Annotated in this window: 21 protein-coding genes, 1 tRNA gene and 1 pseudogene; 9 read left to right on the plus strand and 14 right to left on the minus strand. The window is 34.1% G+C overall.

From position 1 onward, the window contains the following. Positions 1 to 141: 141 nt before the first annotated feature. Positions 142 to 1092, minus strand: coding sequence for an isopenicillin N synthase family dioxygenase (locus AB671_RS08190; protein WP_066675281.1), 951 nt, complete (start codon positions 1090 to 1092; stop codon positions 142 to 144). An 87-nt stretch (positions 1093 to 1179) separates the two neighbouring features. Here AB671_RS08190 and menD point away from each other — a divergent pair, with 87 nt between their 5' ends. Continuing rightward, on the plus strand, positions 1180 to 2859 hold the full coding sequence (menD, locus tag AB671_RS08195) for a 2-succinyl-5-enolpyruvyl-6-hydroxy-3-cyclohexene-1-carboxylic-acid synthase (protein ID WP_066675284.1): 1680 nt from the start codon (positions 1180 to 1182) through the stop codon (positions 2857 to 2859). A 69-nt stretch (positions 2860 to 2928) separates the two neighbouring features. Here menD and AB671_RS08200 read toward each other — a convergent pair whose 3' ends face one another. Together AB671_RS08200 and AB671_RS08205 are read right to left on the minus strand one after the other, a co-directional pair. After that, on the minus strand, positions 2929 to 3555 hold the full coding sequence (locus AB671_RS08200) for an aminotransferase class IV (protein WP_066675287.1): 627 nt from the start codon (positions 3553 to 3555) through the stop codon (positions 2929 to 2931). Next, positions 3539 to 4516: an aminodeoxychorismate synthase component I gene (locus AB671_RS08205; protein WP_066675436.1), complete on the minus strand. Its 978-nt coding sequence runs from the start codon at positions 4514 to 4516 to the stop codon at positions 3539 to 3541. Before AB671_RS08205 ends, AB671_RS08200 begins: the two co-directional genes overlap by 17 nt. Before the next feature lie 47 nt (positions 4517 to 4563). On the opposite strand from AB671_RS08205, the gene AB671_RS08210 reads away from it, so the two are divergent. The 4 genes from AB671_RS08210 to AB671_RS08225 all read left to right on the plus strand — a co-directional run bounded on the left by AB671_RS08210 (position 4564) and on the right by AB671_RS08225 (position 7474). Further along, positions 4564 to 5298 carry a hypothetical protein gene (locus AB671_RS08210; RefSeq protein WP_066675289.1) on the plus strand — a complete coding sequence of 245 codons (735 nt, stop codon included), beginning with the start codon at positions 4564 to 4566 and terminating at the stop codon, positions 5296 to 5298. Between the two features lie 70 nt (positions 5299 to 5368). Continuing rightward, complete coding sequence (locus tag AB671_RS08215; RefSeq protein ID WP_066675291.1) at positions 5369 to 6106, plus strand: beta-carotene 15,15'-monooxygenase; 738 nt, start codon at positions 5369 to 5371, stop codon at positions 6104 to 6106. Further along, positions 6103 to 7203 carry an AI-2E family transporter gene (locus tag AB671_RS08220; RefSeq protein WP_066675294.1) on the plus strand — a complete coding sequence of 367 codons (1101 nt, stop codon included), beginning with the start codon at positions 6103 to 6105 and terminating at the stop codon, positions 7201 to 7203. The genes AB671_RS08215 and AB671_RS08220 overlap by 4 nt, the downstream gene beginning before the upstream one ends. A 16-nt stretch (positions 7204 to 7219) precedes the next feature. Then, positions 7220 to 7474 (plus strand): DUF3820 family protein, encoded by a 255-nt coding sequence (locus AB671_RS08225; protein ID WP_066675438.1) that lies wholly within the window; start codon positions 7220 to 7222, stop codon positions 7472 to 7474. 65 nt (positions 7475 to 7539) lie between these two features. On the opposite strand, the gene AB671_RS08230 is transcribed toward AB671_RS08225, so the two are convergent. From AB671_RS08230 to AB671_RS08245, 4 genes are all read right to left on the minus strand, one after another. Beyond that, positions 7540 to 7914: a VOC family protein gene (locus tag AB671_RS08230; protein WP_066675297.1), complete on the minus strand. Its 375-nt coding sequence runs from the start codon at positions 7912 to 7914 to the stop codon at positions 7540 to 7542. Positions 7915 to 7940: 26 nt separating this feature from the next. Further along, positions 7941 to 9932, minus strand: a complete 1992-nt coding sequence (gene uvrB / locus AB671_RS08235; protein ID WP_066675300.1) for an excinuclease ABC subunit UvrB — start codon at positions 9930 to 9932, stop codon at positions 7941 to 7943. 150 nt (positions 9933 to 10082) lie between these two features. Beyond that, positions 10083 to 11519 carry a M56 family metallopeptidase gene (locus AB671_RS08240; RefSeq protein ID WP_066675303.1) on the minus strand — a complete coding sequence of 479 codons (1437 nt, stop codon included), beginning with the start codon at positions 11517 to 11519 and terminating at the stop codon, positions 10083 to 10085. Positions 11520 to 11521: 2 nt separating this feature from the next. Continuing rightward, positions 11522 to 11893 (minus strand): BlaI/MecI/CopY family transcriptional regulator, encoded by a 372-nt coding sequence (locus AB671_RS08245; RefSeq protein WP_066675306.1) that lies wholly within the window; start codon positions 11891 to 11893, stop codon positions 11522 to 11524. A 111-nt stretch (positions 11894 to 12004) separates the two neighbouring features. Here AB671_RS08245 and AB671_RS08250 point away from each other — a divergent pair, with 111 nt between their 5' ends. Next, positions 12005 to 13204, plus strand: coding sequence for a PQQ-dependent sugar dehydrogenase (locus tag AB671_RS08250; protein ID WP_066675314.1), 1200 nt, complete (start codon positions 12005 to 12007; stop codon positions 13202 to 13204). Positions 13205 to 13340: 136 nt separating this feature from the next. Here AB671_RS08250 and AB671_RS08255 read toward each other — a convergent pair whose 3' ends face one another. From AB671_RS08255 to AB671_RS08275, 5 genes are all read right to left on the minus strand, one after another. After that, on the minus strand, positions 13341 to 14717 hold the full coding sequence (locus tag AB671_RS08255) for a tryptophanase (protein ID WP_066675316.1): 1377 nt from the start codon (positions 14715 to 14717) through the stop codon (positions 13341 to 13343). A 233-nt stretch (positions 14718 to 14950) separates the two neighbouring features. Then, positions 14951 to 15568 carry a DUF502 domain-containing protein gene (locus tag AB671_RS08260; protein ID WP_066675318.1) on the minus strand — a complete coding sequence of 206 codons (618 nt, stop codon included), beginning with the start codon at positions 15566 to 15568 and terminating at the stop codon, positions 14951 to 14953. Between the two features lie 7 nt (positions 15569 to 15575). Then, positions 15576 to 16157 (minus strand): tRNA-(ms[2]io[6]A)-hydroxylase, encoded by a 582-nt coding sequence (locus AB671_RS08265; protein WP_066675320.1) that lies wholly within the window; start codon positions 16155 to 16157, stop codon positions 15576 to 15578. Between the two features lie 74 nt (positions 16158 to 16231). Then, the gene (locus AB671_RS08270; RefSeq protein WP_066675323.1) at positions 16232 to 17326 is read right to left on the minus strand and encodes an acyltransferase family protein; all 1095 of its coding nucleotides are present in this window, start codon (positions 17324 to 17326) and stop codon (positions 16232 to 16234) included. 111 nt (positions 17327 to 17437) lie between these two features. Then, a complete protein-coding gene (locus AB671_RS08275) occupies positions 17438 to 18322 on the minus strand; it encodes a metalloprotease (protein ID WP_066675325.1) in 885 nt (294 codons plus the stop codon). 177 nt (positions 18323 to 18499) lie between these two features. Between AB671_RS08275 and AB671_RS08280 the strand changes: the two genes are divergently transcribed. From AB671_RS08280 to rpmA, 3 genes and pseudogenes are all read left to right on the plus strand, one after another. Continuing rightward, a complete protein-coding gene (locus AB671_RS08280) occupies positions 18500 to 19393 on the plus strand; it encodes a GLPGLI family protein (RefSeq protein WP_066675327.1) in 894 nt (297 codons plus the stop codon). A gap of 79 nt (positions 19394 to 19472) precedes the next feature. Continuing rightward, positions 19473 to 19850 (plus strand): annotated as a pseudogene (rplU, locus tag AB671_RS08285) (50S ribosomal protein L21); the annotation flags it as partial. A gap of 31 nt (positions 19851 to 19881) precedes the next feature. Next, on the plus strand, positions 19882 to 20139 hold the full coding sequence (rpmA, locus tag AB671_RS08290) for a 50S ribosomal protein L27 (RefSeq protein ID WP_034677604.1): 258 nt from the start codon (positions 19882 to 19884) through the stop codon (positions 20137 to 20139). 338 nt (positions 20140 to 20477) lie between these two features. Here the strand turns inward: rpmA and AB671_RS08295 are convergent, their stop codons facing one another. Both AB671_RS08295 and AB671_RS08300 read right to left on the minus strand, forming a co-directional pair. After that, the gene (locus AB671_RS08295; protein ID WP_228391035.1) at positions 20478 to 23006 is read right to left on the minus strand and encodes a DUF5686 family protein; all 2529 of its coding nucleotides are present in this window, start codon (positions 23004 to 23006) and stop codon (positions 20478 to 20480) included. A 230-nt stretch (positions 23007 to 23236) separates the two neighbouring features. Next, positions 23237 to 23310, minus strand: a tRNA-Asn gene (locus AB671_RS08300). Between the last annotated feature and the right edge of the window lie 8 nt (positions 23311 to 23318).

Here is a 23318-nt window from a genome sequence, read left to right on the forward strand (position 1 = left end):
GTTGTGAGAATACAAAAGCCTACATTAGGTGACTTTTTCATGACCTTCTAAAGGTAATTTGCATAAAGTTTAGAGCAAAAAAAAAGACCTCTAAACAATAGAGGCCTTTCTTAATTATGTATTAGAATTTATAGATCAGGCTTACTTTTTTATTAATCCCAATTCAATTAATCTTTCATGTAAAAATTCTCCGGCCGTTGTATCTTCATATAACTTTGGATTGTTTTCGTCTACACAGTTTTCTAAAGCATTCAGTGACATTTCGCTTACTGGATGCATAAAGAAAGGAATAGAATATCTTGAAGTTCCCCACAACTCTCTTGGCGGATTTACCACTCTGTGAATCGTAGATTTCAACTTGTTGTTGGTATGTCTCGAAAGCATATCTCCAACGTTGATCATTAATTCGTCTGGTTGTGCGATCGCATCGATCCATTCGCCTTTATGATTTTGTACCTGAAGACCTTTTCCCTGAGAACCCATCAAAAGGGTAATTAGGTTAATGTCTCCGTGAGCTGCAGCTCTTACCGCATCATCTGGTTCCTGAGTAATTGGAGGATAATGAATAGGTCTCAAAATAGAGTTTCCTTCTGCAATTTTATCATCAAAATAAAATTCATCAAGGCCAAGATACAATGCTAAAGCTCTCAAAACATATTTTCCTGTTTTTTCAAGCATTTGGTAAGTTTCTTTACCTACCTCATTAAATTGTGGAAGCTCATCTACGATGACGTTGTCAGGATATTCGCTTTTGTATTTTGAGTCATCCGAAACATATTGTCCGAAATGCCAAAATTCTTTCAAATCACCTTTTTTAAACCCTTTAGCCGTTTCTTTACCAAAACCGACATAACCTCTTTGTCCTCCAATTCCGGGGATCTCATACTTTTGCTTGGTTTCTGTTGGAAGTTCAAAGAAGTTTTTCACTTCTCCATAAAGATCGTCTACGAGTTTGTCATCAAGGAAATGTCCTTTTAAGGCGACAAAACCAATTTCTTCGTAAGCTTTTCCGATTTCATTTACAAATTTCTGTTTGCGTTCCGGGTTGTCCGAAAGGAAATCACGCAGGTCTACACTAGGTATTTTATCCATTTTATAGAAATTTTACGTGCCGCTAAATTACAGATTTTTTGAATTAAATGATTTTAGAATTCATTATTTATAAACTAAATTTGCTTTATGAAAAAATATTCTTCCAAGAGAAGTATTCAGGTGCTTGCCAATATTCTTCACCAATACGGAATTTTAGACGTTGTGATATCTCCGGGATCCAGAAATGCTCCTTTGGCAATTCATTTTTCAGAGATGGATGATTTCAACTGTTTCAGTATTGTGGATGAAAGAAGTGCAGCTTTTGTAGCTCTTGGAATGTCAATGAGCGAGAAAAAACCTGTTGCAATTACCTGTACAAGCGGTTCTGCAGCGGTAAATTACTATCCTGCAGTGACTGAAGCTTTTTATCAGAATATTCCATTGTTGATTTTAACAGCAGACCGACCGACTGATTATGTTGATCTTTTTGACGGACAAACAATCCGACAAAACAATTTGTTTCATCAGCATTCTTACGGAGATTTTCAGTTGGTAGAAGATTCTCAAGACAATGCAGAAGATATCAATTCAGAAATTATAAAAAAGGCAATCGAACTTTGTTTTGAAAAACAAGGTCCGGTTCATATCAATATTCCTCTGGAAGAACCTTTGTACGAATTGGTTTCAGAACTTCCCACTTTTCCTGATGTTGAAAAAACCATTAAAAAGAAAGAGTACGAAATCCCTTCCAATTTGGTGGCAGACTGGAATACTTCACAGAGAATTATGATTCTGGTTGGGACAAAAGGTTACAGTCCTGAATTGGAAAACCAACTTACTCAATTGGTAAAAAACCATTCGGTTGTTGTTTTAAGCGAAGCAAATTCAAATTTATATCATGAAAAGTTTTTCAGACATATCGACCGATATATTTTTGCATTTACCGAAGAAGATTTTAAAACTTACGCTCCCGATCTATTGATTACTGTTGGGCAAAATGTGGTTTCTAAAAAAGTAAAACAATTTTTAAGAAGTGCACATCCGAAACAACATTGGCATTTGGATGAAGTTTGGCAACCCGACACCTACTTTTCTCTGACCCAGAAAATAGAAATTAAGCCAGAGCTCTTCTTTTCTAAATTATTAAATTTCATCAACTTAGAACCTAGACCTTACTATAATCTTTGGGATGTTTTAAGAGATAAAAAAGATAAAAAACATGACGATTTCTTAAATTTAGTGGAGTTTTCAGATTTCTATTTCTTTAATAAAGCTTCACAGAGTATTCCTGAGAATTACAATATACATTTCAGTAATTCTTCGGCAATCCGCTATGCACAGTTATTCGATTTTGGTAAGAGAAAAATGTACTGCAACCGCGGAACAAGCGGAATTGACGGTTCTACTTCCACCGCAATGGGTTTTGCCATCAAGAATAAAAATCCTACTTTGCTGATTACCGGAGATCTAAGTTTTTTCTATGACATCAATGGTTTGTGGAATCAATACATTCCACCGTTTACAAGAATCATTATTTTTAATAACGGAGAAGGAAATATTTTTAAGATCATTCCCGGACCTGGAAACGCCAACTCAAATACGGTTGATGAATTCATTTCTACGAAGCATCATAAACATGCAGAATTCCTGGCTAAACATTTTGGTTTCTCTTATGTGAAAGTAGAAGATGACGGAACTCTAGACCGCGTTTTTGAGAATTTCTTTAAGCCAGACCCTCAGCCTAAAATAATGGAAGTCAACACACAAGGTAAAACCAATGCTGATATACAAAAAGCCTATTTCAATTTTTTAAAAGAAAGCAAATAAATCTATAATAAAAAAGCAGATTTATGAATTCATAGATCTGCTTAAGTATATTGCTTTAATAGAAAAAAATTACATATCCAAATAATCATTATTTCTCGGTAGATTGCTGATTTTGTGAATCGGGTAAATAAACATATCATCAAAATCATTCATTGCATTAATCAATTGAAAATGTGAGAATTCTTTAATATTTTGCAAAGTAATTTCAGCCTCTTTTATTTTCTTTTTCTTTAAAAGATATTGTCTTTGCACTCCATTTAAAAGATAAGTAGATGGCGTAAACCAATCTTTCCCTTTTTGGAATAATATATTTGAAAATGAAGTATCTGTGATGTGGTTGTTCTTAACAATAATAATTTCCTCAGCCTTAGATTTTGTTTTCATTTTCTCAAGCTCTTTACGGTCTTCAAACTTAAAAGAATAATCATAACTATTATTTTCAACCAACTGAAAATCCTGAATTTCAGGAATCGCGTAAGGCATCATCATCGTTCTGAATTTTTTATCAAGATCATAAACAAGTCGCAGTTTGTATAAACCGTCTTCGTCGTGCTCAAGATCTTTAAAAATCTTAGCCAAATCAATAGAACCTTCTTTCCCAAAATGGGCGAAAGTCTCATTCACACGTTTTTGGTGAAACTCCAACAAGAATAATTCCTGATCTTCTACTTTAATACTTTCAATAAATTGGGACATAGATTTTATTTTTCATTTCTTCGTACTCGTCTTCTAACTTGCTCATGTGCGTAATTCCGCCACCGCTTTTGAAATACAGCTGATCTTCTTCTTTTTCAATAAAACGGATCATTACACAACTGTCTAAATCTTTTCCATCAAACCAACCGCAAACTCCGGTATAAAAATCTCTATCGAAACCTTCTGCTTCAAGGATAATTTCTAACGTTTTAGGTTTTGGCGCTCCTAAAATAGAACCTGCAGGCAAAAGTTTCTGCATGATGCTTCCCACTTTTCCTTTAAACTCAGGTTTTAAATTACCTGAAATTTCGGAACTCATGGCATACAGATCTTTCTGTTTTGTTTTCAGAAAATCAATATACTGGAATTTATCAACTTTCACATCATCTGCAACCATACTCAAATCATTCCTAAGCAAATCGACCACCGTATAATGCTCGGCTTTCTCTTTTTTATCATTCTTCAAAACCTCTGCAGCATTCTCTAAAGATGCATCAATTGTACCTTTCATCGGATAGGTCTGGATTTTATCATCAACAATCTTCACAAAAGTTTCAGGAGAAAAAAATACGAAAAAATCTTTATATAAAACCTTGTATTTTGCCTGAGAATGATGAAAAATTTCTTCTAAACTGAGATTGGTCTCAATTTTTGTTTTTCGGGTGTAATTGGCTAAATAAGAATTTCCTAAACGAATATTATTTTGAACGTGATTAAAACCTTTTTTAAAGCTTTCTAGCGATTCCGGAAATGATTTTAACTCTATCTTTTTATCTAAATCCTTTTGCTTTTCTACATTCGAAAAACCCTGAAAATCAATCAACAAGCCTTCTTTTTTAATTTCATTTTCTGTGAAGATTTCTACCTGATTAACTAGAAAGTCTATGATAAAGAAAAAGGGAACTTTCTGATGTGAAAGTTCGTCCATTTCAATAAATTTTTGATGATTCGCTGAAAACATTCCGCAAAAGTAGTTATTGATGTTTACTTTTGCATAAAATTTTTTCAATGCAGGAGCAATATCCACAAAAACCAGGAATCGACTTTATCTTAAAGCAGGCATTTTTTTATTGGAATAAAACATTGGTGTACCAATTACTATTCTCACTTATCTATTTGTCTCTGTTTTCTACGGTTTTCTTATACTTTTCGGGACGATACGGAATTATGGATCAACTTTTGGGTGCTATGTCTGATTATATGAAAATAGGACCTGCCGGATTAGACCAGTATAAAAATAATATTTCTACCATCATAGCAAGTGAAGGGTTTCAGAACTTCTATCTTGGCTTGGTGGGAACTTTGATTTTTCTTTATCCATTAAATTTAGGCTTTTTTCAAATTTACAGAAAGATTGATTTAAAAGAACAGGTTGAAATGTCAGATTTATTTGTTGGATACAACGGATTGAATTTTTTTAGATATGCAAGCTACTTTATATTCTGGTATTTCTTATACAGCATTATTGCCCAAACTGTTATTCTTCCCGTTATTTGGGTGATGCTTACCTTGTTTGTAGCACCATTAATGTTTTTCCAGAACAAAACTATTTTTGAAGGAATCGCTTTAAACTGGAAAGCTTTAAAAATGTATTTCATCGAAATATTGGTCTGTACAATGGTGGCTGTTTTATTTAAATATGTTGGTTTTGCAATATTTTTAGTTGGTGGATTACTTACTTTTCCATTTTGGAATGCGATGATTTATTCTTTATATAAAACTATTTTCACAGAAAAAGCTTAATTTTTGATAAGAATGGTATCTTTTTGTTCTTAAAAAAAGTTAAATTTGAGAAACATTAAAAATAAACACCATGTCAGAATTTAACGAATTTGATCAGCAAGGTTCAGCTCCTGAACGAAATACTGGATCTATTATTTCTCATGCTTTCGAAATGTATAAAGGCGTTTTTCTTTATGCTTTGGTAATGATGATTATTTATGTTATTGCAGATTCTATTATACAATCTATGACAGGATTAAATTTTTATTCGAATTACAGCAGTTTCAGTAATTTTGATGAAGACAACTATAGAAGTATTTTGATAGACAGACCGGGAATGTCTCTTTATTATTCATTTTCAGGTTTATTGAGTATTCTGTTGTCCCCTCTTTATGTGGGTTTAATTTACATAGCTAATAAATTTAATACGAAAGTACCAATCGAGTTTTCAGATCTCTTTATTGGTTACCGTCAAAATCTAGGTAATATTTTATTGTATAGCTTGATTACCAATATTATTTTATGGGTTTCTCTTGCTATGTGCTTTATTCCGTTTTTATTTGTGTATCCATTATTTTTTCTTGGCTATCCTATTCTTTTATTTGAAAATACTAATGCGATGGACGCTATTTCAAAAACCTATAATATTGTCAAAGAAAATTATAGTATTTTTTGGGGAACAGCAATTTTAGGTGGACTTATTACACTTTCCGGAATATTACTTTGCTGTGTTGGTATAATTTTTACTTATCCATTTGTCTATATAGCTATGTACTCTGCATACTGTGCTTATTTAGGTAAACCACGACAAATAACATATAATAAATGATACCACAAAATAAAGACAAACAAATCAGCAGCACAACGATAAAGCAGGTTTCTTTGCTTGCAATTATTTTGGTTTTAACCGGGTTGGTCTGTTTTAATCTTGCGCTATTTATCCCTTCTGTTTTGGGAGCAATTACCATTTATGTAGTTTGCAGAAACTATAATTTTTACCTGCAGGAAGAACGAAAATGGAAACCTTGGGCTGCTGCTTTGGTTCTCATGTTCGCTAGTTTAATTATTATCATTCTTCCGGTATATTTTATTGCCGACCTCTTAATTGAAAAGCTTGGAAATGCACAAGCTTATATGAATAAATTTAACATCTTCGTAGACAAAATTCACAGTTTCGTTTATGAAAAAACAAGTTTTGATCTTCTGAGTAAAGAAAATATGACGAAGTTGAAAGATGTTGCCGGACGATATTCTACATCAGCGTTAAGCGGAACGTTTAATGTATTGACCATCATTATGTCAATGTATTTTATTCTTTATTTTATGTTTGAAAGACCTAGGTTCTTCGAGAGAATTTTAGCTTCTGCAGCTCCTCTGAAAAGATCTAATGTTTCTTTAATCGGAGAGAAGATGCGTAAACTGATTATGGCAAATGCGATAGGAATTCCTGTTGTAGCGCTTGGTCAGGGCATTGTTGCCCTTATTGGTTATTTCATTTTTGGAGCGCCAAGTCCCATTTTACTTTTTGCCTTAACTGCCGTTGCTTCGATGATCCCGATTGTGGGAGCGGGAATTGTATATGTTCCAATATGTATTTTTATGATTGCTGAAGGACAAACAGGTCCCGGAATTGGTCTTGGAATTTACTGTTTGGTAGTGGTTGGTTTAACCGATAACGTCCTTCGTTTTACTTTGCTTAAAAAATTGGAAGACATTCACCCTTTAAATACCGTTTTCGGAATTATTATGGGAATGAATTTATTTGGATTTATGGGATTGATTTTCGGACCCATATTAGTGTCATTTACCTTACTTTTGATTCAGGTATATAGAAACGAGTTCTCTGATGATGACACTCCTGAGCTTCAACTTTCAGATAAAGACAAGGGCGAAGATTTAGAAAATAAAATTGACTTAATAGTTTAAAAAAATGGAGCAAGGAATAAATCCTGAGATTTTACAGGAAATATGTGTGGTAAAAATGCCTTTCGGAAAATATAAAGACACTATTTTAGCTGATCTTCCAATAAGTTATCTGGAATGGTTTCAACGCCAGGGAATGCCTCCCGGAAAACTTGGAATGCAGCTTTCTACGATTTACGAAATAAAATTAAATGGTTTGATGGATTTGCTTACACCTCTTCGTGGTGGAAAAGTGAGTTATGAAAAACCTAAAACCAAGATTTATAAGCTTTAAATATTTTATAAAAGTTTCGGCGGTACTTTTGGTACCGCCGAATATATTTTCAATCAAGGAATAAATTATTTTGGTTCCCACAACTCAACTTTATTTCCTTCTAAATCGAGAATGTGAACAAATTTCCCAAAATCATACACGGCAATTTCGTCAAGGATCGTTACTTCCTCTTTTTTTAATTCTTCAACTAAAGATTCTAAATTCTCAACGGTATAATTGATCATAAATTCTCTTTTAGAAGGCTCAAAATATTCCGTTGTTTCTTTGGTTGGGCTCCAAGTCAGAGAACCTTTAGCATCAGCATCCGACATTTCCTTCCAATTAAATGTTGCTCCGTATTCGTTGGTATCAACTCCTAAATGGGTTTTGTACCATTCTCTCATTTTAATTGGATCTTTAGATTTGAAGAAAATACCTCCAATTCCTGTTACTCTTTTCATTATATCGTTTTAGTTTATTTAAATAATTATCCTTTTAAAGCTACAATTTCATCTCTCAGTTTTGCTGCTTTTATAAAATCAAGATTTTTTGCGGCAGCTTCCATTTCTTTTTGCTTTTGAGCAATCATTTTTTCGATATCTTCAGTAGCATAGGTCGCTTTTACTTCGGCAACTTTTTGGGTAATTTCCTTTTGAGTATATTTTTCGTCAGGGAAATCTTTACTTCTGCCGACAAGATTTTCAGAGATCTTTTTATTTAAAGCCGTCGGAACCTTCCCATGTTCCTCATTGTACTGCATTTGTTTTGCACGACGATATTCAGTTTCATCAAGAGCTGCCTGCATCGATTTGGTAATTTTATCGGCATACATAATGGCTCGACCATTAACATTTCTCGCAGCACGACCAACGGTCTGTATCATAGACCTTCTACTTCTCAACATTCCTTCTTTATCGGCATCTAAAATGGCAACCAACGAAACTTCTGGTAGATCAAGACCTTCTCTCAATAAATTGACTCCAATTAAAACATCAAAAACACCGAGACGCAGATCCTGCATGATTTGAATACGCTCTAAAGTTTCAACATCCGAGTGAATATATCTTGTTCTGATTCCGAATTTGGTGAAATATTTGGTGAGTTCTTCCGCCATTTTTTTGGTTAAAGTCGTCACTAAAACTCTTTCGTCAATTTCAGCACGCTTATTTATTTCTTCCATCAGATCATCAATCTGATTTAATGAAGGTCTTACTTCAATAATAGGATCTAAAAGTCCTGTCGGACGGATAATCTGCTCCACATATTCACCACCAGTTTTCTCCAGTTCGTAATCTGCAGGAGTTGCCGAAACATAAATGACCTGATTTTGAATGGCTTCAAATTCTTCAAACTTTAAAGGTCTGTTATCCATCGCTGCAGGAAGTCGGAAACCATACTCTACCAATGCTTCTTTACGGCTTCTGTCACCACCGTACATCGCATGTACCTGCGGAACTGTAACGTGGCTTTCATCGATCACCATTAAGAAATCTTTTGGAAAATAATCTAAAAGGCAGAAAGGGCGAGATCCAGGAAGTCTTCCGTCGAGATAGCGCGAATAATTTTCAATTCCCGAACAATAACCAAGTTCTTTAATCATTTCAAGGTCCAGCTCAGTTCTTTCCTGCAGTCTTTTTGATTCTAAAGGTTTGCCGATTTCTGAGAAAAAGTCGACCTGTTTTACCATATCATCCTGTATTTCTTTTATCGCACCGTTCAAAGTTTCTTTTGTCGTTACGAAAAGATTGGCTGGATAGATTTGAATTTGGTCAAAATTGGAAGTTACATTTCCCGAGACAGGATCAAAGCTTTGAATTTTTTCAATTTCATCCCCAAAAAACTGAATTCTTATTCCGTTATCGGCATAGGCAGGAAATACATCAATCACATCTCCTTTCACACGAAACGTCCCTCGCTGAAAGTCAGCCAACGTTCTTGAATACAACGCATTAACCAAAGAATGAAGCAATGCTGTTCGTGTTGTTTTTTCACCAATCTCAAGAGAAATTAATGATTTATGAAATTCAGCGGGATTCCCAACCCCATAAATACATGATACTGAGGCAACAATCAAAATATCTCTTCTTCCTGAAAGCAAACTTGCAATTGCCGAAAGACGTAATTTTTCTACCTCTTCATTGATGCTTAAGTCTTTTTCTATATAAGTTCCTGAGCTTGCAATATAAGCTTCGGGTTGATAGTAATCATAGTAACTCACGAAATATTCAACAGCATTGTCGGGATAGAATTCTTTAAATTCCATAAAAAGCTGAGCCGCCAAAGTTTTGTTGTGCGCCAAGACCAAAGTGGGTTTCTGAACGTTATTCACAACATTAGCAACAGTAAATGTTTTCCCGGAACCCGTTACCCCAAGCAAAGTTTGATATTTTTCGCCAATTTCTATTCCGGCGGTCAATTTTTCAATTGCTTTGGGCTGATCTCCTGTAGGTTGATATTCTGATTGAAGTTTGAATTGCATAGAACAAATTTAGGAAATAAAAAAATGCAACGATGAAGAGTGAAGTCATAAAATTATGATTTCTGATTTAGATGAAATTTTAATTAATAAGAAACCGCAAAGCATCAAACTTTGCGGTTGAAATTGATATAGCTCAAAGCGCTATTATATTTATTGTGCTTCTTTGTAAATTTCAAAATTCATAGCGATAGGAATTTTATACTGATACGCTACAGGCTCACCATCTTTTGTAGCGGGTTTCCAGGTTACATTGTCATTTGCCAGTTTTGTAACTCTATATATTTCATTGTTAATTTTTTCATTTTCTCCAGATATTTTGATATCTCTTACCATTCCATTTTGACCAACAACAAAAGTTATGGTAGATTTTACTAACCCTTCATTACCTGTCATTACAGCACTATTAAAACTTGTTTGAATCAAATTTCTCAATTTATTGACTCCTCCTGGATATTCTGCAGGCACCAAGTTCGCAGCAACTCCTTCCATTGCTGTCGAAATATCTTGAATCATTTTCGAGTCTGGTTTCTCTGACATCGTTTTTACTTCTGAAACCTTTGCATTGATGTTTTTTCTAGGAGAAATTGTATCTTTTTTAATCTCATTATATGCTACTCCATTAAAACCAATCCCAATTTCTTTATTTTTTACAAATTTTTCGCTGTTTGAATTTGTCATTAGAGGAGTATTTTTCTCTTGAAAAATATTGAGGTCAGGATTGTCGGTTGTATCTTTTGCATATGTTTTTTCTGCAAAAACGATTGCTAAAACAGCAAATACCGGTACTGCAAGATAGTTTTTTACCTTCGCAAATTTTGAATTTTCATTATTCATCATAATAAATCTTTTTTTGGTGTTATTAAAATTAAACTGATGGATTAAGGGAAGATTCTGTTGTTTTAAAATTTCCTGTAGAATGAGTTCCTGATAACTTTTTATGTTTTTATTCTTACTAATTACACTTTCGTCAGCAATAAACTCATGATTATCGACCATCGCTTTTTTATAGAAATAGATAAAAGGATTGATCCAGAAAACAGCCTTTAAAACCTCTACAAAAAGAATATCTACAGAATGCTTTTGTTTTATATGAATTTCTTCGTGTAGAAATACAGAATCTTCAATTTTAGAATCTTTAAAATAAGTTTCTGAAAGGTAAATGGTATTCCAAAAACTGAAAGGAGCAAGATTTTGTTTCAGAAGAAGAACAGTTCTGTTTTGATACTTAATTTTTATTCCTTTTAATTTTTTAATTTTTAAAACTGAATAAACAATCTTGAAAAGCAAAAAAGCAGCGATACTACAATAAATGATTAAAAGAATTGGTGTATAATCAAAACTTTCCTGCTGCGTTACGATTTGCGCTTCTACAGGCTGTTCAATACTTTCTACAAAAACTGTTGCTGGAATTTCTTTTGCAACTTCTTTCGTCTCTATCGTTGCAAATGGAATGCATAATGAAAATAGCAAAGCTGCAATTAAGTAAAACCTATTGAATGTAAAAGTCTTTTCTTTTACTAAAAACACATGATACAAACCCAGCAAAATACCCGAACACAGAATTATTTTTAAAACGATTGTTGCCATGACTATTTTTTTATCTTTTCATCGATAATATCCCGAAGTTCTTTCAATTGCTTCTGCGACAGTTTAGAATTTGAAGTAAAAAACGATGCAAACTGCGTTACTGAGCTGTTGAAAAAACGGTCAATCATAGAAGTCATTTCATCATTGAAATATTCTCCTTTTGCCACTTTCGGGAAATACTCGCGAGAGTTTCCAAAAAGTTTGAAGCCTACCAGATCTTTATTCTGCATTCTTTTAAGCACCGTTGCCACAGTAGTTGTTGCCGGTTTAGGATCAGGATATGATTCTAAAATATCTTTCAAAAATGCTTTTTCTTTTTCCCAAAGAATATCCATCAATATTTTTTCTGAGTTTGTGAGTTTTATTTCATTCATATTCTACAATGTTAAATCTTACTCTACAAATGTAGAATAAATTTTTAATTGCACAATTTTTTTGTGGCATTATTTTTCCTTTTATCTTAGAAACCAATCTAAATTTTAAATATGAAAAACTTCCTCTTACCCATTTTACTGGCTTCAGCAACAACAATTGTTTCTTGTCAGGGAAAAGGAAAACCAAGCGAGCCTTCTGCAAAAGAAGAAAAAGCAAACACCAACTACAAACCTGCTTTTGAAGGACAAACTCGCATTACTCCTGTAAAAACAACAACCCCTTATAATGTAGAAGTTCTCACTAAAGACCTCGGCAGACCGTGGGGAATCATCAATTTACCTGACGGAAAATTCCTGATAACAGAAAAAACAGGCTTCATGAATGTTGTTTCAACCGATGGAAAGCAAATTTCTAAAATTGAAGGATTCCCGAAAGTAGATGCAAAAGGACAAGGCGGAATGCTCGATGTTGCGCTCGATCCTGATTTTAAAACCAATAATATTATTTATTTCTGCTATTCTGAACCTTATGAAGGCGGAAATCATACAGCCGTTGCAAAAGGAAAACTTTCATCTGATTTAAAAAATATTTCTGAAGTAAAAGTAATTTTCCGCGCGACACCAACTTATGACGGCGACAAACATTACGGAAGCCGATTGGTTTTTGATAAAGACGGAAATCTTTTTGTAAGCACAGGCGAAAGGTCAGATAAAGAAACTCGTGTTTATGCTCAGAAAACCGATAATTATTTAGGAAAAATTTTAAAAATAACCAAAGATGGAAAACCGGCTCCGGGAAATCCATTCATCGGTAAAACCGGTTATAAACCTGAAATTTATGCTTTCGGGATCAGAAGCCCGCAAGGTTTGGCTTTAGATGAAAAAGGTCAGCTTTGGGATATTGAAATGGGACCGAGAGGCGGAGATGAAATTAATTTAATTCAACCCGGGAAAAATTATGGTTGGGGCGATGTAACGTATGGAATTGAATATTCAGGAGAAAAAATCAATAACGGAACGACACAAAAAGAAGGCACCGAACAGCCTGTTTACTATTGGGATCCTGTAGTTTCCCCAAGTGGGGTAACTTTCTACACCGGAAATATTGATGAATGGAAAAACAATTTATTCATCGCCTGTTTGAGCGGTCAACACATCAACAGAATTGTTTTGAAAGACAATAAAGTTGTAGGCGAAGAACGTCTTCTTTTAGATCAAAAAGAAAGATTCAGGGATGTCTTAAATGGTTCTGACGGAAATCTTTACGGAGTTACCGACAGCGGAAAACTGTATAAAATATCTAAGAAATAAATTTAAAAAGAGAGTCCCAAAGGGACGATTTAACAAAGGATAGGATAAAATCCTATCAAAAAAGACATTATCAAACATAGTTGGGGCACAAAACATTAAATTTTGCGCCCCAACTTTATCAATTATTTTAATGAATTTAAGCTTCTTCCAAATGCACGGTAAAGTGTCTTAAAATTTCAGGTTCCCAAGTAATGTTGTACCCTTTTGAAATTTCATTTCTTCTTTCATATACATTGTTCACCGCAGCTGCGATGTAATCCATATGATTATTCGTGTACGTTCTTCTAGGAATTGCCAAACGAACCAACTCTAATTTCGGATAACGATTTTCTCTGGTTTCAGGATCTCTGTCTGCTAACAAAGTTCCGATTTCAACCGTTCTGATTCCTGCTTCTTTGTAGATTTCAAGACCTAAAGTCTGTGCCGGATATTCTGCACGAGAAACATTAGGTAAGAAATTTAATGAATCGATGAAAACAGCGTGTCCGCCAATCGGTTTCTGAACAGGAATTCCGTATTCAATTAATTTATTTCCAAGATATTCAACCTGAGAAATTCTGCTTTCCAAATAAGCAAATTCTGTCGCTTCATCAAGACCAACTGCCAAAGCCGCCATATCTCTTCCTGCCATTCCACCGTAAGTGATGAAACCTTCATAAATAATCGTGAAGTTTGATGCTTTTCTGAAAACCTCTTCATTATTTAAAGCAATGAAACCTCCGATGTTTACCAAACCGTCTTTTTTAGAACTCATCGTCATTCCTTCTCCGTAAGAAAACATTTCTTTACAGATATCTTTAATGCTTCTGTTTTCCTGACCTGCTTCTCTTTTTTTAATAAAATAAGCGTTTTCAGCAAATCTTGCAGAGTCAAAAAATACTGGAATTCCGTATTGGTCTGAAAGTGCTTTTACGGCTTTCATATTTTCAAGAGAAACTGGTTGACCTCCTGAAGAATTACATGTAATGGTAACCAAACAGAAAGGAATCTGCTCTTTTGGATGAGATTTGTAAACTTCTTCTAATTTTTCAAGGTTGATATTTCCTTTGAAAGGATGAAGATCATTAATGTCAAAAGCCTCATCAATCGTACAGTCGATTGCGTGTGCTTTTCTGATTTCGATATGTCCTTTTGTAGTGTCAAAATGTGAATTCCCAGGAACCACATCACCGTCTTTTACCAAAACCGAAAACAAAACGTTTTCAGCAGCTCTTCCTTGGTGTGTTGGTAATAAATATTTAAAACCTGTAATTCTTTTAACTGTATTGTGCAGCTCTTCAAATGAACGAGACCCAGCGTAACTTTCGTCTCCGGTCATTAAAGCGCCCCATTGTCTGTCTGACATCGCTCCTGTTCCAGAATCTGTTAAAAGATCGATGTAAACCTGAGAAGATTTTAGATTAAATAAATTGAACTTAGCGTCTTTCAGCCATTGTTCTCTTTCTTCTCTTGTAGATTGACGGATTTCTTCCACCATTTTAATACGAAACGGTTCTGCGTATGGTAATTCCATGTGATATATTTTTTAGATTTTATTAAAGAAAAATTTGTTTGAAATTAATTTCAAAGCATCAGATGTATTTTTGAGACTGTTTAAAATTTAACCATTAAGATTAAATTAAGATGTTAAGTTTAATTAAGAAAAACACTAAAAAAATGTTTATTAAGCACTATGCTTTAACTTTTTGAAAGTGTCAAATTTCTTAACGTTTTAAAATCAGACAGTTTAAAGTGAGTAAAAGAAATTTACTCAGGAGCTTTAAATATATTTTCATCTGAATGAAAACCTGCTACACCGCCGCTTACTGCAAATTTCATTGCTGTAGCTGCAGACATTCCTACAACAGGTTTTATATTTTTTTCTTCAGTCACAATCACCCAGCCAGAAATCGCATAAGAATGCGGAAGGTAAACTGCTACAAAATTGTGCTTGTGTACATCAGCCATTTCCCTTTGCGTGAGAAAGCCTATCCTCCAGATTTCCGGATTTTCGTTGGTTTTCACCCAAACCGGATCGCTAAATTTCTTCTTGTCACCTACAAACGAAGACATCACATCTTTGGTAGGCGAATAAATATGCTTGATACCCGGAGTTTTTTCTAAAAGTCTGTCAACCGCATCTACAAAAAATCTTCCGACAACAAATTTGTTTCCTAAATACCCCAACAAAGCAGTGATCAGCAAAGTAGACACGAAAACCAACCCCGGAATTTCACTTGCAACGGACGGAATGATATTGTCAATCGACGTTATCACATACCAGATTACAAAAATGGTCAATCCGATTGGGCCAATAATTAATAATCCCTGAAAGAAGTTTTTCAGAAAAAAATTAGTCAGATTTTCAAAAGTCGGTTTTTTCAATGTATTTTTATCCGTGTATAGTTTCTTTGTTTCCGTAAGATTTTATGATGCCCGCTTCATATTCCAGCCACTCTTCCCATCTTTTATTCACTTTTTCAGGGTCACCAAGCTGTCTTGCAAAACCGATAAATGTGGTATAATGATTAGCTTCAGAAATCATTAATTCTTTATAGAAAGTTTTTAGTTCTTCGTCTTTTATATTTTCTGTTAAAACTTTAAATCGTTCACAACTTCTGGCTTCAATCATCGCTGCAAAAAGCATTTTATCGACAATTAAAGTATCTCTGTGCCCTCCTTTTTGAATAAAATTGACCAATTCGTTGACGTAATCATCTTTCCTTGTACGTCCAAAAGTGTAGCCTCGTTTTGTAATAATCTCAAGAACCTGTCCGAAATGTTCCAGTTCTTCCTGAGCAATTGCCAAAAGTTCTTTTACAATATCTGGACGTTCCGGAAGCATTGTAATCAGTCCAATCGCATTGGTCGCCGCTTTTTGCTCGCACCAGGCATGATCGGTTAAAATTTCTTGAATGTTATCCTCTGCAATATTTGCCCACCTTGGATCGGTAGGAAGTTTCAACTTAAACATAATTTAAAAATTTCTGTAAATTTAAAATAAATTGCGATAAGAATTATCGTTTTGTTTTAAATTCGATAGCAAATTTACTTTTGAGAAGCCGTTTTCTTTCTTAAAAATTCTAAAATATTCCAGCCAAAAGCATCAAATTTCTTTAAACCCGTTGCAATAATAAACGCCAAAGCAACATTTATGAAGTAAATAATAATCATTAAAACCCACCAAGGCATCAATTCTTTCATCGGAACAACGAGAAAATAAACCAATGACGAGCTGATTCCCTGACCGAAATAAAAGAAAATGGCATTTTTACCAATATAAGTAATAAAACTTTCTTTGGTAATTTTTAATCTGTTGTATAAGACAAACAAGGTCGTCAGTGAAAACAAAGTCCAGATAATATATGGCGTTTGCGGCGGAAATTTTTGCTTATTGATTTTAAAAAAGATTTCGTTTCCGAAGTACCAAAACATCCAAACTAAAGCTAATGCCACTAATCCGTAAAGAACAGGGATTATTTTTGTAGGAATTTTTTTGCCTTTCATTCTATTTCCAACAAGAAAAACAGTCATATAAAAAGCAACATATCCTACTTGCCCGCTTGGATAAATTTCCGGGAAAATATTAAACAATAAAGTTAGAGCGACACAAAGTCCGATAAACCAATTGACGTGTTTCGGGAAGAATTTTAAAATTAAAACTCCGAAAACCGTTAAAATAAAATATACTTTAAGATACCAAAAACTACCCATCACAACAGGAAAAGTATCTGCATTTCTGTATTCGTGAAGGTACCAATTTCCTAAATTCTGCCATTGCGGAGCTGTAGAAATACTCGTTGCTGAATATTTTGAACCAAACGTAGAGTAGAAATTTTGCAACCATTCGAGTGAGAAAAAGGTGAGCCCGAATATTTTAAAGAAATAATCTAAAAAGAACAGCAATGTTACAAAAATCATGTACGTTATCTGCAATTTTAATAGTCTATAAAACGTTTTCTCGATATTAGAACCTGAGGTAATTCCGCTTAAAGCATAAAAAATCGCAACATCAAAAACCAAAGAAAAGACTCGGATTTCCGGAATAATATAAAACTGTCCCGACCAAAATGCGGTGTGAATAAATATAATGGAAAGCGTGGCTAAACCTTTCGCAAAATCTATGTAAAGATCTCTGTTCATCTAAATGTGGAATATTTTTCAAAAGTAATTAAACTTTGTGAATATTGTACACAAAGAAAAAGAGGTAAGAACAAAGTCTACCTCTATAATAAAAGATATTAAAATGAATGTTTATTTAAGCTCTTTAAACTCTTCAGCAGAAATCTCTCCTGACTGAATTTGTTTCAACTCATCAAGATACTGACTCATGTAAGCATCTAACTCAGGAAACTTCGAGTTTTTTGCCATTTTGTAGGTTCCGTTTAAAACTCCCTGATAATAATAAAAGAAGTTGTAGTCAAAATCTGCTGCAGAAAGATCATACTGCCCTAAAAGAAAACCTAAACGCACTGCAGATCTTCTCTGAGGCGGCGTTCCATGGTGTCCTGCACTGGTTGTCTGATAATCGCCAATACTTTGGGCAAATTCATACGCTGCTGCGATCTGAGCAAATGATGTCTGGTTGTAGCCATTGGGTCTTCTTAAATAATATCCTGCAAAACCATCCGCTTCCAGTTCGTTTGGCCTTGCTGTAGATTCACTTACAGACGGAAGTCCAAAAATATACTGCAACTGATGGCCGTATTCATGAGCGAGGATCATTGCATTAACGATGTTTCCGCCTTTGCTTTTTGCATCGGCATAGATCGCATAGCCATAATAAATCTTTCCGGTAGAATACGAAATCGCATTATACGTAGAGTTTGGGCTAGATGGATCATTTACGAAACGCAGTGTCGGATTACTTCTTCCCCATAAGCTGGCAATTTTTGTCATCTGAGCATTCATAAAACTCGTGTCTGTAGAGTTCGGCAATGATGTTGTCAATACGGCATTTGAACTCCAATACTGGTCTACATAATAACAAATCTTTTCGAGCTCGCCTGGCTGCTCAGGTTTTAAATTTTCTGTTTGAGATTCAGATACAGAGATTTCCATTGTATCGTCGTTACATGCTGATAATGAGAATACAGCAAACGCTCCTGCTAGTAAGCAGAAATTAAAGTTTCTTTTCATATTGAAATATTTTGGTGAAAGCGAAGATATACAATAATGTGAAATAATTCACTAATTCATACTGAAAAAAAACTATGCTATGCAGGTGAAAAATTATTGTTCGGATATGATTTAAACCCAAGTACAAATAAAATAGAAGCAATTTAATTTCTATATTTGGAAAAAAATCACATCCTCATGAAATTAAATTTTAGCCTCATTTTGCTTTTTCTTGCTTTCCTGAATCTATCAGCACAGGGGAACCGTTTCACTTACGAATATCAGTTTAGAATTGATTCTACAAAAACAGACAGTCTGAAAAAAGAATTTGTCAATCTTGATATTTTCCCTACTAAATCTTATTTTTATGGTCAGGCAAAATTTGCGAGTGATTCTATCGCAAACAATTCGATCATTGAGCAAAGGAGATCTACACCCAACAGTATAAGCTATTCTTCCACCACAGACGAATGGAATATTTCTTATTTAATAGAAAAGTCATATCCGAGTTTTAAAACTACTTGGTTTACAAATATTGAACAGACCAATATGATCGTAGAAGAAACTCCTGTGATAAAATGGCAGATCCTTCCTGAAACACAAAAAATTGAAAACTACAATTGCCAAAAAGCAACAGCGAATTTTGGAGGACGAATTTGGGAAGCTTGGTTTTCTAAAGATTTGCCTTTTCCGGATGGACCGTACAAGTTTCACGGTTTACCCGGTTTAATTGTAAAATTGGAAGACAAAACCAAATCGCATCAATTTTCATTAAAAGGAAATAAAAAATTGAAAGCTGAAGATCATTCCTGGGATTATATTTTAGCATTGGAAAAAGAGGCCAAGCATGAATTCGAAGGAGTAAAAGTCAACCTAGCTCAATACAAAAAACAGTATATGTCTTATAAAAATGATCCGGCTAAAGACATCAAACTTGATTTAGCAGATCCTAATACTTCGATGGAAGTGACCACTGAAGGAGGAGCAAAACTGACGAGCAATGCAGAAATTATTAAGTATTTTGAAGAGTCAATGTCTAAAAAATATAAATCGGTCAACAATCAACTGGAATTAAATTTACACAGAAAGTAGAAAAATTCTCAAAATCATATTGTTACTATCAAAATAATCAGTACATTTGCACCTCGAATTAACTAAAAATTTATAGACAATGTTTGCAATTGTAGAAATAGCAGGGCTTCAATATAAAGTTGAGCAAGACCAGAAGTTGTTTGTGAACCGTTTGAAAGGAGATAAAGGAGGAAAAGTATCTTTCGATAAAATCTTACTTACTGTAAACGGAGCAATCACAGTAGGCGCCCCAGCTGTAAGCGGTATCACTGTAGAGGCAGAGATCCTTGACCACGTAAAAGCTGATAAAGTAATCATCTTCAAAAAGAAAAGAAGAAAAGGTTATGAAGTTAAAAACGGTCACAGACAATCTTTAACTCAAATCAAAATCACTGGTATTACAGGATTTGAAGGAAAAAAAGCAGAGAAGCCTGCTAAAAAAACAACTAAAAAAGCTGACGCTGCTGAAAGCGCAGAATAATTGTTAAACCAAAAAACCTTAGAATAAAATGGCACACAAGAAAGGAGTTGGTAGTTCCAAAAACGGTAGAGAATCTCATTCTAAAAGATTAGGTGTGAAGATTTTCGGTGGACAAGACGCTATTGCTGGTAACATTATTATCAGACAAAGAGGTACTCAACATCACCCAGGTGAAAATGTTGGTATGGGTAAAGATCACACTTTGCACGCTCTTGTTGACGGTAAAGTAGTTTTCAGAAAGAAAGCAAACAACAGATCATACGTATCTATTGAACCAAACGCATAATTAAATTAGCGTTTTATAAAAATAAAATCCTCAGCATTTTTGTTGAGGATTTTTTGTGTTTTAAACTGAGCATTAAGAGAGTCTTTAAACACATAAGTCACATAAGAAGATTTACAATAAATACGCACTAAAAGAGCATATAAGAAATGAAAAATCAAAGATTTTTCGTGAGCAGTTTATGAGCAATTAAATTGTAGGAAAGTTTTTTTTCAACAAAGAAGCAACGACTAGCAAATAAAAATCTGAGATTTTTTCTCTAATGTGTTCTAAAATACGTAGAATGAGAATTGAAAATCTTTGTGATTAATGTGTTAAACCTTCCAATTAAGTTTTCCGAATTAAAACCCAAACTGGAAGCCAGCCTTTATTCCAAATTTAGACACATCTTGTCTGTCTAAATAGTTTCCTCTCCAGTTGAAATCTACACGGAAAATCCTGATATTTCCAAAGCCAATATTTTCAATACCAAAACCATATTCGTAATAAATTTGCTGGTCTGGAGCCGAGTATTTTATATTATCTACATTGATATTTTTTGATGCGTCACTCAAAGATCCGTAAGCTCCTCTAATGAACGCAACTTCTCTTAACTTCAATTTCTTAATTAAAGGGATGAAAGAAAGTATCTTACCGTTAAAATGATGTTCTATATGAAGTGTTGAATACGTATCTGCAACAAATTCATAATAATTCAACTGAGCAAAGGTATTCGGAACAATTCCATACGACTGATTTCCGGGAATGATATTCTGCAACGCCAAAGGAACGGTATCAAAGTTTTTCCCGGCTTCAAAATTCAGCAATGTTTTCCCCCAGCTTCCCAAAAGTATCGGTTTGTAAAACATAAACTGCAATTTATTATAATTAAAATCTGCATTAAACAAACCTTCAATACCTCTCGTATATTTTAAAACAATGGTCGGTGCCAAAGTTCCATGCTCGTAGCGGTCAACTCCTGTTTGAGAAAACGTAGCTCCCGGTCTTGCAATTAAACTTATCGTAACATGCGAATCATTGGTTGTTTTTCTTAAATCTCCATTTCTAAAATACATCAAGCTAAAACCTGAAGGATTAGCCGACTTAATGCTTTGCATCGTTCCGTCAACTCTTACCTGGAAATTTTTCCAAGGCTCAATAGATGTAAAGAAACTTGTTTGGTTTACCGAACTCAAAGAAGCATTTTCTCCTCTTGCAAAAACCGTTGAAGAAGCAAATGAACGTGATAAAATTCCGTCTTCAGTGGTTAACTGTACTCCAAGTTGCGTAATGTCTCTTTTTGTTCCTCCTCCAATCATAAAACGGTTTACCCTATTGAACATATATCGACCTTCGACTCCATATTTGAATTGCTGATCTTTAAAACCATACGCATTATAAAACTCCACTCTCCAAGGGTCATTTTGAGTAAAATATGTTCTGGCTCCAAGTCTTATTCTGTCACCTTCCACTTCATTCTTCCCGTAAATAGATGTTATAGGACCCAAATCAATTCCTTTAGTTACATTATAATATCGAGATGCCAATGTTTCTGTAAGTTTAATGATCCTGTTGAATTTCGGAGTTTGTTGCAATCTGTCAAGCATTTCATAAACGCCTTTTTCTTCTTTAGATAAAGAATCTGGTCTTGCATTCGTCCAAAAAGCATCATCCTTATCAACAAAGCGGTCATCATATTCTTCTTTTCTTCGTGTGAAAACGGTATCAGACAAAGGCTTATCAAAATCATAGTCAGAATAATCTACGGACCTTTTAGCTATGACACTTTTTGCCGTCTTCTTTTTAGAAAAGGGAGTCATTTCTATTTCTGTGACGTATTTTTTAGGCAAAAATGTTTCATCATCCGGATTATCATATTCCAATTCAGTAGAAATCGAATTGATGAAGTTGATATTAATTTTATTGGTAGACTTTAAAGTAGCTTCTAAAACCGCATAAGAATCGGTGTCAATATAAAGATATCCCTGAAAAGCCAAAACCTCAGTTCTTCTAGGCTGATAACGTATCTTATAAGCTCTTTCTCCTCGAATGGATACCGTATCCGTCAAATTGTAATCATAGGTACTAAAACCGTCGGTTCCTACAGGGCTTGGAAAACCAATATCGAAATAATTTAAAGTGTTATCATAGATATTGATGTCACGGTAAAGGTTTTTAGCTGTAATTGCGATCACTTGATTATCCTGAAAACCCGAAGTTTTCTGGGCAACTAAAAGCTTTTTAGTTTTTTTATTGGGTTTGTTTTGTCCGAAATGATTGTAAATAGATTCATTTAAGAAAATAGGCAACGCCATTTTTCCTCTTGCGGTAGAATCGGCATAATCAAAGATAAAATCTAACTTATTAAATATTTTTTTGTGCATAAAAGCACTGTCGAGATTATTGGCATCAAACTGGATTTTCTCGTATTCTTTGTAGGTGTAGGTATTAAATTTATCAAGACCGTTATTTCTCTTACGTTTCCAGACTTCCTGCATAATTCGGTATGCAGGATTTTCTTTTTTATTTTTAAATTTTGTTTTCTCGTTGTGAATAACAACTTCCTCAATGCTGCTTACTTTTTCAGAAGAAAGCTTTATAATAAGATTATTGCTATTATCCTGAGTAATTTCTACACTTTCTAAAGCATAGTTTTTTTTCTGAAATTTTAGTTTGTAAATAATACTGTCAGATTTTACCGTGAAGCTTCCGGAAGTGGTTGTAAGAACAGGTATATTGTTATCATTAATAAAAACTTCAACAGCAGTAATCTCTTTATTGGTCTTAGCATCTACGATCTTTCCGTTTGCTGAGTTTTGGGCATGAAAAAGACTGGTTATAAAAAGGGATATGTATAGGAAACCGTATTTAAATTGATTGGTTGACATCATTCGTATCTTCGAGCAATTAGCTAAACAAAAACTATGCTGTTTTATTATTAAATTTTAAAAGTTTTTTAAAGACTTTTATGTTTATCTGTAAAACTGCAAATGTAACGAAAATAAAGCTATGAATATTGTGCCTAGAGAAAGGTTAAAGCTGATATTTGATAAAAAAAGCGAAGTTATATTTTGGGAAGAAAATAAAACAAAAAAGACTTACAATAATGTAAGTCTTTTTGCTCCTCCTCTTGGGCTCGAACCAAGGACCCTCTGATTAACAGTCAGATGCTCTAACCAACTGAGCTAAGGAGGAATGTTCCT

It is taken from the genome of Chryseobacterium sp. BGARF1 (assembly GCF_001677955.1).
GTDB lineage: Bacteria > Bacteroidota > Bacteroidia > Flavobacteriales > Weeksellaceae > Chryseobacterium.